The organism is Traorella sp. mt218 (assembly GCF_055420025.1).
In genome coordinates this window covers 1-14,046 of sequence record NZ_JBVAYM010000022.1, presented here as the reverse complement: position 1 = coordinate 14,046, position 14,046 = coordinate 1, and the positions used below count along the sequence as shown (strand labels likewise).

Here is a 14,046-nt window from a genome sequence, read left to right as displayed (position 1 = left end):
GAAACAATGATTGAAAATGATGAATCAATATGATATACAATAATTGTAATAGTCATACAGGAAAGGGGAACCATATGAAAAAATATCATATCATCATTTTAATCATTTTATTACTTACAGGCTGTCATCAGGATCAATGGGAAGTCCAAACAAAAGAAACAGGCTATACGATCACTTCCCTGGATGTTTTAAATCAACTAAACAACAATACGATCAATCATCTGCTTTTTTCCGTGCAATCAGAAGATACCTTGAACATCGATTATATCAGCCACTCCTATGCTCATCTCCCATTAACAGCAGCTCAGGCAAATCATGTACATTATACTTCTGATATCGCCTATACAAATTTCAAAAATTTTTATGAATTTAATTTATCCTCTCTTTCGCTTAAAGAAGCCGAGAACCTTCTGATAACCCATCCACAACTCATTGAATATATCAAAACACAAGATGGTCTTTATTATATTAATAAGACAGATGAGCGTTATATTCTTTACTATGAAACTGCAAATGAAGTAAAAAAAGTCATGGATTTTTATTCATATGATGATTTTTATCACCAGAATGATCACATTTATTTAGAATATAAGCAATATATCGAAAGACCTTATATCTTATCAGATATTACTCATGGGGATCACTTCCAATTAAATACGATTGATGGTATCATTCAAGAAAATTACAATTTCGCTTTTCTAAAAAATTTTCATTTAGCCCATCCATTCTTTGTAACTTATGAAAAAATATACGGACAGAAAGGTTTTGAAGTTGTTACAAGCAATCAATCTTCATTTTATATTGAACCTACAAACTTTTTTCAACCGCTTCAAGACTACATCATCACTCAGAAACAGACAACTGAACGCATGTTGACCAAAATTATTACGATTGATGATGAAAAAGAATATGATATTGATATAAGTGAAAGAGTTTACGCTGAAATTTATCTTGGTGATAATACTTTCTTAAACAAAGAATCGATCAGTTATGATGAATATTCTTATAGTATCATTGAAATCAATGATTTTCTAATCACTAAAACTCTTCTTCCATTTCAGGAATTAGCATATTTCTTTAAGATCAGCGATCATCAATTAATCGCATGTATCACGGATGACATTCATCCGGCTGAATATTATCTGATTACACTTGAATAAATTTTTTGCTTCTTAAATAATGACTATATTATATACATATTTTTTATATGTATCATTGACAAAGATATATCCTTTTGATATTATAGTCTTGTGATAACACAACGTTGATTCACATGGGAAGATAGAGAAATATAAATAAAATCATAATAACAGCATAATTTTCACTTATAACTATTTTATGTTCCATAAAAATTCAAATAGGTTTTTATATGTGAGGATATGAAAAGAAGCATCTTTTTGATGCTTTTTGTTTAATAAAATGATCCTGTTGGTGAACACGATAATGTGAAATTGACCGGATATAATGACATTGCAGGAGTGTAACGCATGATGACTGATGCCTTTGCCTGATTGCCGCTTGTGGAAGCCTTCTTGCTGAATACCTGCCAGCCACTGCTGATATTGGATACTGATACAGAAGCGGAAAGGCACTTTGATGTACTGCCGTTATATTCAAATGTACCTGTAAGCGTTGCTATCCATAATGTTTCACCTTTGTCGTTTTTGTAATAATATTTTTTATAATTTGATACTGTTTTTGTAGTACTGTATGTACTAATACCCTTTTGATATACAGGCTCTCCTATTTCAATCTCTATATTGAGATTTTCATCTTGGATAATATCATCATTTGCATAAATATTATTCGGTAATATACTTGGTAATATACTTATTGATAAAACTAAACATAAAAAATATTTTAATAATTTTTTCATTTTTTTTCTCCTAAAAATACAGACTCTCCCATTTCTATTTCAAAATAACAATCCGGACATACCGACTGATAATTTTTCACAAACTCCATGTAATCATAAGCTCTCCATGCCGTAAAACTAATGACTGCTACGGATATGATACCAATCAAACCATTTCGGATGATATTACGTTTATGAATCTGCTGTTTTATATAATCAAAGCTTATTGATTCATAATAATTCGCAACAATTTCCTGCGGTTCGCCAAAACGATCTCTACATTCATAATAAGAAGCTGCTTCATCCATTTCATTGTTGATCGTTTCAATGAGTTTTCTTAAAAATTGCTTTTCTTTCTTTCCATATACCGGAAAGATTTTTTTAATGTTTTTAATATAGTCCTTTCTTCCGTATGTCATAATCAACCCTCTTGATCAATATAAATATGAGGTACGATATTATCATTATAATATACTTGATAATCCCATTTCATATCTTGAAATTTTGCACCAATTAAAATCAATAAGATTGCCATTATCCCAAATGACAGAGCCATCACTTTTTTACGATTCATCTGTTTATATAGATAATCGTAATTACTTTCATAATAAAAGGAAGCAACGACTTCATTAGGCGATCCAAACTGATTTACATAGTCCTCATAGGTCATTGTTCCATTTGCGGATTCTTCAACACTTTTCGAAAATTGACGAATAAACCTTTTCACCTTTTTATCTCTCAAAGGAAAAATATACTTGATATCTCGAATATATTGCTCTTTAGAATTCATTGCTTACACCCCTAAAACTTAATGATCTTTTCAATTTGTCTACACATCTTACGATAATCTTCAACCATATCGTTAAAATATTGAATTCCCTTTTCTTCAAGATGATAATAAACCCTAACCTTTCGATTCACGATTTCTTCTCTGGTAGATACATATCCCTCTTCTAACATACGATAAAGGATCGGATACATAACTCCTTCTTTTACATCAAAAACGTCATCAGTCACTTCTCTAATCGTCGAAGCAAGCTCATAACCATAATAATCTCTATGCTTTAAAACACCCAAAAGAAGCATTTCAATTTTAAACAGATTATTTCTTTTTGACATACGTCACCTCTATAAAGAATGATACAATATAATTATATTATATTCAATACATATTTTTTATAGGTATAAATTGACAGATAAATTTCAGTAAGTTATTATATAAGTGTAATAATCCAATGAAAAGTGAAAATATATAAAGAGTTATATATCATTAATTTTATGGTTATCTTGCTACTTTTAATGTTGAATATCAGCCTTGCTTCTTAATATTTTGAAAGGAGTATAAAATGAGCCAAAACATCCTAAAAACATGCAATAATTTCTTAAGAGCCAATTCTTTAAATTTTATTTGGATGATCCTTTTACTAAATTCTATAAGTATTTGGAAAACTGATGAAATCTATTTTATCATAATTCGTATCATAGCTCTTATCGGAGGAGTCATAGAGCTATTATGGTGCTTTAGGCTTCTGAATATTTTAGATAGATACTCATTAACAGCTGAAGAAATGAAGGTAAGCAAGGCTTTAAAATTCCTTTATGTCATCTACTTACTTCAATTGATTCTCTTCGTCATTATTATTTCACTTGGGTATAAAAACTTTCTGTTAGGATTACCCATAATTGTTACATTTCTGATTTGGTGCTTAATTCTTATATTCATTTCTGTCATTTCTAATAAAAGAGTGAAATTTATAAAAAAGAAAGGAATATCTTCATGAAAATATATATAAATAAGAATCAATTAAAAGATAATGATCAAAAAATACCTCTTGGAATCAAGATTTTTGGAATTATCGGATTACTTGGTTTATTCTATTGGTCATATAAAATAATCATCGATAACAATTATTCATGGGAAGTTTGGATTCAAATTACGGGTTCTATCGTATTTATCGCAGATTACTTATATTATTTATTGAAAGGAAAAAGGCTTTAACAATAAATATAACTTTTTGGATTTATAAAATAATCGTGGGTATGATCAGTTATTACATGCATGACTATCTTATTGTTTCTATATTGTTTTATTGAAACGTAACATTCAGAGAAAGGAGGATCATTTATGAAAAATTTAAAGGAAGCTGTAAATTTAATCTTCAGCAATACAGGTATCGCGTTCAAGATATTTGTGATCGTATTAATTGGAACCGTTTTGGAATATGTATTGAATCAGCTAGGAATGATTGGTTCATTGCTTTCTATCATCGTATCTTTCTATATGGTTGTTTTGATTGGGTATCTTTTGAATGTACTGCTTGTTGAAAAAAGAGATTTAGGACTTCAGACGTGTTTTACGCAATCCTTTGAGCTAATTAAGAGCAGTTGGACTAAAATTGCCGTTGTATTTTTAAAAGCATTTGGAATTGGATTTATAATTATTCTGATTGCTACCGGTTTCGTCATGCAGATCGTAAACTCTACCCCTAACATTCAAAGCCTGATAATGGGGACTGATCAGATTACTTTTACACCCAATACATCTTTTATGCTGTTCATTTCCGCAATTATGATATTTGCTGCCTACTTATTTGAATTTGTCATATTTATGGCCTATTATAAGGTATATGGATATATTCTTGGTAATGATGATATCCGTGCAAAGAGAAAAGACTGTATCTTTATGAGCCTGATCGTATTGGTTGGATATATTCCTTTTGTCGGAGGTATTTTGCGTATTTTCATCTTATTTCTGTTTGAATTGAAAATCCTTCTTGATGTTAAGGAAGTAATTGCAGAAAAATAAAATATCTTCCTTTATTCATCAACAGGAAGATGGAATTTATTATAGTCATTGAATTAGATAAAGATTTGCTTAAGAAAACATCTGTTCATCATGTGAACAGATGTTTTTTCGATATATACCCTATCGTATGGTGCTTTTTAAATTAGTTTCCTTTATAAGATTTTTCAAGGATATCGATCATATCATTGATCATTGGCAGTTTAGGGTTTGCCGGTGAACACTGATCCTCATAAGCAAGAAGAGCAATCTTTCTTTCAGCTGCCTTCCATGTAGCTTCATCAATATTCTGATCAGCGAAGTTCATCTTGATGCCGACTTCTGCACCTAACTCAGCACATGCCTTTGCATAAGATTCTACTGCTTCTGCAGGTGTTGATGCAGGAAGACCTAGCAGCTTTGCAATTTCCTGATATTTCTCATCAGCTTTGTAGTAGTTGTATTTTGGCCATACAGAGTTTTTCTGTGGTTTTGTACCATTGTAACGAATGACGTGTGGTAATAGAATGGCATTGGCACGTCCGTGAGGAACATGGAATTCAGCACCGATCTTATGTGCCAATGAGTGGTTGACACCTAAGAAGGCATTAGCGAATGCCATACCTGCAATACAGCTGGCATTGTGCATCTTTTCTCTGGCTTCCGGATCATTCTTACCATTTTTGACAGCTCTAGGAAGATATTTGAATACCATCTTGATAGCCTGTAAGCATAATCCATCCGTATAATCATTAGCTAAGGTTGCAACATAAGCTTCCGTAGCATGTGTCAATACGTCCATACCTGTATCAGCTGTAATTGAAGCCGGAAGATTTGTCGTAAAGGCAGGGTCTACGATGGCAATCGTTGGTGTCAGCGAGTAGTCTGCCAATGGATATTTCTTATTTGCGATCTTATCTGAAATAACGGCAAATGGTGTTACTTCTGAACCTGTACCACTTGTTGTCGGGATACATACCAGATTGGCTTTCTTTCCTAATTCAGGATAACGGAAAGCACGTTTACGGATATCAATAAATTTCTGTTTCAAATCATCGAAGTTTACTTCAGGATGTTCATAGAACAGCCACATTCCCTTTGCAGCATCCATACAAGAACCACCGCCAAGAGCAATGATCGTATCCGGCTGGAAGCTTCTCATAACTTCTACACCACGCTGTACCGTTGCGATTGAAGGATCCGGTTCTACATCACAGAAAAGCTGGTACTGTACCTTGTTTCTTCTCAGATTTAACTGATCCGTTACCTTATTAACAAATCCCAAATCAACCATTGATCGGTCTGTTACGATGAATACACGGGTCATTTCACGCATATCCTGTAAGTATTTGATAGAATCTCTTTCAAAATAAATCTTTGATGGAACCTTGAACCATTGCATATTGTTATTTCTTCTCCCCAGTCGTTTAATATTCAACAGATTGATTGCACTGACGTTATTACCTACAGAGTTATGTCCATAAGAACCACAGCCCAATGTCAATGAAGGAAGGAAGGCATTATATACATTTCCGATTCCGCCAAAGGTTGCCGGTGAATTCCAGATGACACGGATCGCTTTCACACGTAATCCAAATTCTTTTGCAAGGGCTTCATCTTTTGTATGAATTGCAGCTGAATGACCAAGACCGTTAAATTCAACCATCTGTTCTGCCAATGTCATACCTTCTTCTGTTGAATTTGCCTTTAATACTGCCAATACCGGTGATAATTTTTCACGTGTCAGAGGTTCTTTTGGTCCGACTTCTTTACATTCAGCACACAAAATGACCGTCTTTTCAGGCACTTCGAATCCGGCCTGCTTTGCAATCCATGTAGCGTCCTTTCCAACCATGACACTATTCAGCTTCGCACTGTCAACGTCTTTTGAATAAGCCGTTACACCGAACATATATTTTTCAAGCAATTCTTTTTCTTTTTTATTGACAAAGTAAACGCCATACGTTTTGATTTCTTTCACGAAATCGTTGTAGATTTCTTTATCTACGATAGCAGCCTGCTCGCTGGCACAGATCATACCGTTATCAAAAGCTTTTGACAAGACGATATCATTGACAGCCTGTCTTAAGTTACAAGTCTTTTCAACATAAGCAGGAACGTTTCCAGCACCAACACCTAACGCCGGTTTACCACATGAGTAGGCAGCGCGTACCATTGCATTTCCACCGGTTGCCAGGATCGTTGAAACATCCGGATGGTTCATCAGAGCATTCGTTCCTTCCATCGTTGGATGTTCGATCCACTGGATACAGTTCTTAGGTGCACCGGCAGCAACTGCAGCCTTATACACGATCTGTGCTGCCATGATGGAACATTCTACCGCACTTGGATGGAATGAGAAAACGATCGGGTTTCTTGTCTTCAAACAAATCAATGATTTAAAGATGGCCGTGGATGTCGGGTTTGTTGTTGGTACGATACCACAGATGACACCTACCGGCTCTGCGATCTCAACGATACCATCGACATCATCTTCTTTGATGATACCAACCGTACGTGTATGACGCATATTGTTTACAACGTGCTCACAAGCAAACAAATTCTTCGTTGCCTTATCTTCAAAGACGCCTCGTCCTGTTTCCTCAACAGCAGCCATTGCCAAGACACCATGCTGATCCAAAGCAGCTACAGATGCTTTCGCAACAATATAATCTACCTGTTCCTGATCAAGCTTCATAAATTCGTCTAAAGCTTCTACTGCATTCGCAACAAGTCTATTCACTTCTTGAACAGCAGGACTTACTTCTTCTTTAACTTCTTCTACTACTTCTTTTTTTTCTGTTTTTTCAGCCATTTTACTTCTCCTTTTTTTCACACACAAAAGATATCATTTGTGAATGGACTTGTAAAGCATTATTTGTTATTTTTTTCACATATCGTAAAATGAAAACGTTTACCCCCGGCTTACTCATCAAATTCTTTTCTTCCTTTTTATCATTTGTGAAATTTTTCATTTTTATTTTTCAAGTATTTGTGAAATGAAAACACTTTCAGTTTATAAGCATTAAAAAAAGCCTTTTTTTAGGGCTTTTTGTTATATTTATGATTTCACAAACCGTCGTTTTCCAAATATCATTTTTGTGAATTTTAACCTTAATTCACAACTTATTGAAATAAAGATACATAACGATGATCAACTTCGATCTGATACTCCCAATGATCCTGTTTTTCCACACAAGAAAGAATATTGGCAAACCGATGAACCTTTGCATTCAAATCAACATCCTCATAATCAACACTTATTTCCATCATCGTTTTTTCCTTGCGTATCATCTCTGCGATCGCATCCAAGACATCACGGATACCTACGCCTTTTTCAGCACTGATATAGAAATGATCTTTTTCATTTTTCTTGTATTCACATAAATCACACTTATTATGGAGCACCCACATCGGCGTATCTTCGACAGATAACTTTTGTAATGTTTTTTGTGTTACGTCCATATGTTCCAAAACATGCTCACTGCTCTCATCAACGACTTGCAGGATCAGGTCAGCATCATTGACGCTTTCCAGCGTTGAGTGAAAGGCATCGATCAATTCATGCGGAAGATGGGATACGAAGCCTACCGTATCCGATATCAAAAATTCAACTCCTTTATAAGAAACATGACGAATGGAAGCATCCAGGGTCGCAAACAACATATCTTTGACATAAACATGCTTATCATCATCAATTTCACAATAACGGAGGATCTCATTCATACAGCTGCTTTTTCCGGCATTGGTATAACCGACCAAAGATACCATTTTCAAATCAGAGCGATGGCGTTTTCTTTTCATTGCCGCTAATGATTTTTTTACTTCTTTCAGTTCCTTTTCTACTCTTTGAATACGAATTTCATATTTTCTGCGGTCTAATTGATACTGCTTTTCACCCTCACCCTTATTCTTGCTGCCTCCACGCATTCTGGAGAAATTTTGCTGAGTATGGATGACAAAAGGCAGCTCATGCTTCAAGGTAGCCAATTCAACCTGAAGCTTCGCCTGTTTCGTATGTGCCCGTTTACCAAAGATCTCAAGGATACAGTCATTACGGTCAAATACACGCACACCTAACATCTCTTTTAAAGTACGCATCTGACTGGGCGTGATTGGTGCCGCAATCATACATGCCGAAGCATGCGTTTCTTCGATCATTTGTTTGATCTCGTAGATTTTTCCCTCACCAAAATAAGTTGCCGGATGAGGAGTCCTTCTTCTTTGAATGATCTCTCCTACGATTTCATAATCACAGGCTCTCGCCAGACCCTTCGTTTCTTCAAACTGGCCCTCGACATCTTTTTCTTTTTCTAAATACAATCCTGCACATACAATTTTATGATTCATAGCATCACCTGTATTTATTATACCATAGATTCTTGAAACTTTTCGTAAGTTGGATTATGATAATAAAAAAAGGAGAGAAAACTATGTCATGTATATTTTGTAAGATCATCGATCATGAAATTCCTTCATCTGTTATCTATGAAGATGAAAGTGTCATCGCATTTTTAGACGTATCACAAGTAACCAGAGGACATACCTTGGTTGTTCCTAAAAAGCATGTTGCCAATATTCTGGAATGTGATCCGGATACCTTGTCCCATCTGATTCAAGTTACCCAGATGCTGGCAAAAAGGATCATGGAACGAACAAATGCCAAAGGCATCAATATTTTAAATAACACTCACGAAGCTGCCGGACAAACCGTGATGCATCTGCATTTTCATATCATTCCACGCTATGATGAAAACGATGCGATTCAAATTGAATTTCATGAATCTGAAAAACAAAATCTTGAAGAATTGTGTGCATTATTAAAATAAAAGGAGCGATGGCTCCTTTTCATTATAGATCATCCACCAAGGCACTTGACTTTGCATAAGCACTGGAACGTGCTTCAAAGAAATCTGTTTTGATCATATTGGCATTGGAATAACGAGAAACCCATTCCATTGATTTTGGTTCTTCTTCATATCCTTCATACAAGGTTCCAAGACCTATGCCCTGACTTCTTAAATTACCTAAATACTTTACATAATCATGGATCATCGTTGGTGTCAATCCTTCAATCTCATTTCCGATGGCATATTCGCCCCATTTGATCTCTTCTTCAACACCCTTACGGATCATATTACGATATACTTCTTTCTTTTCTTCATCAAAAAGCTCCGGCTCTTCCTTTTGTAATTCCAAAAGAATGCTTCTAAATAACCAAAGATGCGTATTTTCATCACGATTGATATAACGGATTTCCTGTACTGAACCCGGCATCTTGCCATTTCTTCCAAGGTTATAGAAAAACATAAAACCTGAATAGAAATAAATACCTTCAAGGATATAGTTGGCAATCATCATCTTTACAAGAGTTGAGGCATCCTTATGCTCTTGGAAATCATTATAAAGATCACCAATAAACTTATTACGATTCAACAGCTTTTCATCATTTTTCCATTGATAGAGGATATCTTCTCTTTCCTGTGGAGCACAGATCGTATCTAACATATAGCTGTAGCTTTGTGAATGCACAGCTTCCTGAAAAGCCTGAATCGTCAAGCAAAGATTCACTTCATTGGCAGTAATATATTCGCCTACATTCGGTAGATTTGCCGTCTGTAATGAATCAAGAAAGATCAGAAAGGAAAGTATCTTATCATAAGCCGTCCTTTCAGCTTTACTTAAAAGGCGATAATCCTTGATATCCTGATTCATATTAATTTCCTCCGGTATCCAGAAATTATTCATCGCCTGACGATACCAGTCACTGACCCACTTATATTTCATATTATTGAAATCATTCAGATTAGTCGTATTTCCATTGATCATTCTTCTCTTTGTTACTTCAATATCGCCATTTTCATTAAACAGCGCTTTTTTCTTTAATTCCATGATTTCCTCCTAAGATGCACATGATTCACATTCTTCGACTTCCAATGAACGGGAACGGACATAATACAATGTTTTTACTTTTTCATGATAAGCCAGCAGATAAAGATTCAAGACCTGACGCATCGTAAATTCATTGGTAATATATAGATTTACAGATTGTGATTGATCGATATGACGCTGTCGCACACCGGCTGCTTTCACAAGCCATGTCTGATCGATCTGATGCGCCTGCTTATAAAGCCAGAAAGTTTTTGGATTCAGATCCGGAGCAATACGGGTAATGATGCTGCCCTTTTTTTCCTCTAAGAAATATCGATTCATGATCGGATCGACCGCTGCTGTCGTAGCCGAGATGATCGACGTCGAAGAAGTCGGTGCGATCGCCAAAAGATACGCATTGCGCAATCCATCCTGATGTACTTTTTCTTTTAACTTTTGCCACTTTTCATCAGTATAGCCGCGCTTTTCAAAATATGCTCCCGTATCCCAATCACTGCCTTCAAAGAAATCATAGCGACCTTTTTCTTTGGCTAATGCACAGCTGGCTTCAATTGCATAATAATTGATTTTTTCATAGAGCTGATCGACAAACTGAAGATGATCTTCACTTTCAAAGGCAATGCCCTGTAACGCTAACATATGATGGTAACCACTGGTTCCCAGTCCGATCGGACGATATTGCTGATTGGTGATCCGGGCAAAAGGTAATGGATAATAATTAAGATCGATGACATTATCCAAGGCTCGTACCGTAAGAGAGATGATTTGTTTCAGTTCACGCTCATCATTTACATTGATCTTACCCAGTGTCAGTGAAGCAAGGTTACATACCACAAAATCACCCGGTACATATTCATCAACGATGATCTTTTCACCGTCAACCTCTACAATTTTCTGTGAACGGTGGGATAGGGCACTCATATTCTGTGCAATTTCCGTACATAGATTACTGCAATAGATCATTCCCTTGTGGGCATTAGGATTCGCTTCATTCACGATATCACGGTTAAAAGTAAAAGGTGTACCGGTTTCTACTGCACTCTTGATAATCAACCGCACAAGATCTCGTAAAACAATCGCTCTTTTTGAAATACGGCTGTCAGCAACACAGCTTTCATAACGTCTTTCCCATTCTTCCCCATAAAAATCTTCCAGACAGTATCCCTTCACCTTTTCAATTTCATGAGGATCCATCAGATACCATGTCTGTGAGATATCTTCTTCTACCATTTTCCAGAATAAATTTGGATAGCAGACAGCCGGAAAAACATCATGAGCCTTCTGACGATCATCACCATTATTCGTACGCAATGCCAAAAACTCCGGCAGATCCTTATGCCATGCATCTAAATAAACAGCAACCGCTCCTGAACGGACACCCAGCTGATCCACGGCTGTCGCCGTATCATTCACTAATTTGATCCAACGGATCACACCACCGGCTGCCCCCTGAAAGCCACGGATATCGGAACCATTCGCCCGTACCTTTCCAAAATACAGACCCATGCCGCCGCCATGCTTCGATACCTTCGCAAAATTATCCAAGCTCTTATAAATACCATCCAGCGAATCATCTACCGTATCAATAAAACAGCTTGACAGCTGGTGAAACGGTTTACGGGCATTTGCCATCGTTGGTGTAGCCATCGTCACCTTCAAAGAACTTAACAACTCATAAAACTGCTTTGCCCAAAAAAGACGCTTTTCTTTCTCGGCCATTGCCAAATGCATTGCGATGCCCATGAACATTTCCTGTGGTGTTTCCAAAAGCTCATGTGCATGAGAGCTGATCAGGTAACGCTTATAAAGCAGATCCAGACCGCTATATGTAAATAAATCATCATTTTCTTCCTTCAGACAAGACTCCAGCTCATCAATTTCTTCCTTTGAATAATTTTCCAAGATATAGCTTCCATAATAGCCTTCTTTTTCCAAAAAACAAAGCTTATCATAAAAGCTCATAAGGTGATGACGTTCACACTGTTCATCAACCAGAAGATGAAGCTTTAAAGTCAAAAAGCGAGCAGCGATCTTCTCCCACTGCGGCACTTCAACACTGATCAATTCAACACAACAGCGCATCAGGATATCCAAACATTTAATCGTATCCATACCTTCTTCATAGTAGGACTGATATTTTAAAAACAATGGTTGAAAGGATACCTCTTGAAATTCCTTTTCCATTTTTTCTAAAAGCCGGATGATCCTTTCATCTTGAATAAGACTCTGGATCAAAACTCTTTCTTCCCTGATTCTTTGCCGCTGCTGACGATAAAGAATATAGCTTTTTGCCTCCTTGAAATATTGAAGCTTCATCAATATCTCTTCTACCTGATCCTGAATATCTTCAACACTGCATAAGCTTCCACGCATCTCTTCTTCATGGACCCTTTTCCAGACAGACTGGCAAATCTCTTCCATATGTTCTTCCAAGATGCTGTTTTGCGTACTTTCAAAGGCTTTTTGAACTGCATTTCTGATTTTTGATGCATCAAAATCCTCAAGCCGCTGATCTCGTTTTATGATTTTCATAGTAACACCCCATATTTCTATTATATTGAAATCAACAAAACTATAAAGCAAAATGCCCGAAATCCTTCGGACATCTATGCTCCTTTTTGTTTTTTGCGTTTATATAAAAGACAGAAAATAAGGATCGTCATAATTTCGATCAAAAAGACACCGATCCCACCTTCAAGACCAAAACTTCCGCCACTGATCCATGCATTGCCAATAAGCTCAAATTTAAATACCGTCGGTCCCATGCTCATTCCGGAAACTAAGATGCCATAGAAATTTCCCTGAACAAAATTCCACATAGAATGAGCACCGCCAGCTGCCCAGATATCATCAAAATATACTGCCATACAACTGAAAGCCAGACCAGCCAGAAATAAATTCATAAGAGCTAACGGCGAAACGCCCGGATTTCCTATATGAAGAGCGGCAAACAGCAGTGAATTAAACATCATGCTGAAAAATACCGAATAGCCTTTACTTAAACCAAACATCATAAAGCCGCGGCACATCAGCTCTTCTTCAAACCCCTGAAACAGAAAACCGGCAAAATAAATCAAAAGCAACGTAAGATTGCTTAAATCAATACCTGCATACCGGACTCCACCAAACACATATGTAATCAGTAATGCCCCTGAAAGCATCAAAAAGCCCGCTGCAAGACCTATTAAATAATGCTTCAAGGCATGATGACTGCTTAATCCCATCGATTCAAAGCTTCTTCCATGCATCTTAATACCGACATAAAGGATCATCAGTGAGATCACGATCGTCAAATACAAGTTATAAAGCGTCATGGTCTGGGAAGCCAGCACCGTATCAATGGCTTGTGAAGAATCAAGGTCACCGATCACAAAAGGAAGCACCAAAACTGATTGTATTACGCTTCCAAGCAGCATCACTGCCACTATGATCAAACAATAGGCTGCCGGACTTTTTATCTTTGAAATGCCATCCTTATATTTACTTTCTTTTTTAAACAATTCAAACATTTATTTAT

General features: G+C 36.2%; 13 protein-coding genes. 4 read left to right on the top strand and 9 right to left on the bottom strand.

Translation table 11 applies throughout. The features are described 5' to 3' along the window. Positions 1-74: 74 nt before the first annotated feature. Positions 75-1,160, top strand: a complete 1,086-nt coding sequence (locus ACZYT3_RS10290; protein WP_464088587.1) for a hypothetical protein — start codon at positions 75-77, stop codon at positions 1,158-1,160. A 251-nt stretch (positions 1,161-1,411) separates the two neighbouring features. Here ACZYT3_RS10290 and ACZYT3_RS10285 read toward each other — a convergent pair whose 3' ends face one another. Genes ACZYT3_RS10285 through ACZYT3_RS10270 form a run of 4 tightly spaced genes read right to left on the bottom strand, consistent with a single transcriptional unit; the run spans position 1,412 to position 2,974 of the window. After that, on the bottom strand, positions 1,412-1,876 hold the full coding sequence (locus tag ACZYT3_RS10285; RefSeq protein WP_464088586.1) for a hypothetical protein: 465 nt from the start codon (positions 1,874-1,876) through the stop codon (positions 1,412-1,414). After that, positions 1,873-2,274, bottom strand: coding sequence for a DUF6120 family protein (locus ACZYT3_RS10280; RefSeq protein WP_294561530.1), 402 nt, complete (start codon positions 2,272-2,274; stop codon positions 1,873-1,875). The genes ACZYT3_RS10285 and ACZYT3_RS10280 overlap by 4 nt, the downstream gene beginning before the upstream one ends. Before the next feature lie 2 nt (positions 2,275-2,276). Next, on the bottom strand, positions 2,277-2,645 hold the full coding sequence (locus ACZYT3_RS10275) for a DUF6120 family protein (protein WP_464088585.1): 369 nt from the start codon (positions 2,643-2,645) through the stop codon (positions 2,277-2,279). Positions 2,646-2,656: 11 nt separating this feature from the next. After that, positions 2,657-2,974, bottom strand: coding sequence for a PadR family transcriptional regulator (locus ACZYT3_RS10270; protein WP_294561528.1), 318 nt, complete (start codon positions 2,972-2,974; stop codon positions 2,657-2,659). A 658-nt stretch (positions 2,975-3,632) separates the two neighbouring features. On the opposite strand from ACZYT3_RS10270, the gene ACZYT3_RS10265 reads away from it, so the two are divergent. Further along, positions 3,633-3,854, top strand: coding sequence for a hypothetical protein (locus ACZYT3_RS10265; RefSeq protein WP_464088584.1), 222 nt, complete (start codon positions 3,633-3,635; stop codon positions 3,852-3,854). A 126-nt stretch (positions 3,855-3,980) separates the two neighbouring features. Next, the gene (locus tag ACZYT3_RS10260) at positions 3,981-4,661 is read left to right on the top strand and encodes a hypothetical protein (protein ID WP_464088583.1); all 681 of its coding nucleotides are present in this window, start codon (positions 3,981-3,983) and stop codon (positions 4,659-4,661) included. Positions 4,662-4,803: 142 nt separating this feature from the next. Here the strand turns inward: ACZYT3_RS10260 and adhE are convergent, their stop codons facing one another. Together adhE and hflX are read right to left on the bottom strand one after the other, a co-directional pair. After that, on the bottom strand, positions 4,804-7,452 hold the full coding sequence (gene adhE / locus ACZYT3_RS10255; RefSeq protein ID WP_464088582.1) for a bifunctional acetaldehyde-CoA/alcohol dehydrogenase: 2,649 nt from the start codon (positions 7,450-7,452) through the stop codon (positions 4,804-4,806). Positions 7,453-7,763: 311 nt separating this feature from the next. Next, entirely contained in the window at positions 7,764-8,987 is a 1,224-nt protein-coding gene (gene hflX, locus ACZYT3_RS10250; protein ID WP_294561524.1) for a GTPase HflX, read from the bottom strand. A gap of 83 nt (positions 8,988-9,070) precedes the next feature. On the opposite strand from hflX, the gene ACZYT3_RS10245 reads away from it, so the two are divergent. Then, positions 9,071-9,466, top strand: coding sequence for an HIT family protein (locus ACZYT3_RS10245; RefSeq protein ID WP_294561523.1), 396 nt, complete (start codon positions 9,071-9,073; stop codon positions 9,464-9,466). 22 nt (positions 9,467-9,488) lie between these two features. Here ACZYT3_RS10245 and ACZYT3_RS10240 read toward each other — a convergent pair whose 3' ends face one another. The 3 genes from ACZYT3_RS10240 to ACZYT3_RS10230 all read right to left on the bottom strand — a co-directional run bounded on the left by ACZYT3_RS10240 (position 9,489) and on the right by ACZYT3_RS10230 (position 14,029). Then, positions 9,489-10,529: a ribonucleotide-diphosphate reductase subunit beta gene (locus tag ACZYT3_RS10240; protein WP_464088581.1), complete on the bottom strand. Its 1,041-nt coding sequence runs from the start codon at positions 10,527-10,529 to the stop codon at positions 9,489-9,491. A gap of 9 nt (positions 10,530-10,538) precedes the next feature. Beyond that, entirely contained in the window at positions 10,539-13,061 is a 2,523-nt protein-coding gene (locus ACZYT3_RS10235; protein WP_464088580.1) for a ribonucleoside-diphosphate reductase subunit alpha, read from the bottom strand. Positions 13,062-13,135: 74 nt separating this feature from the next. Further along, positions 13,136-14,029, bottom strand: coding sequence for a lysostaphin resistance A-like protein (locus ACZYT3_RS10230; RefSeq protein ID WP_464088579.1), 894 nt, complete (start codon positions 14,027-14,029; stop codon positions 13,136-13,138). Positions 14,030-14,046: the final 17 nt, after the last annotated feature.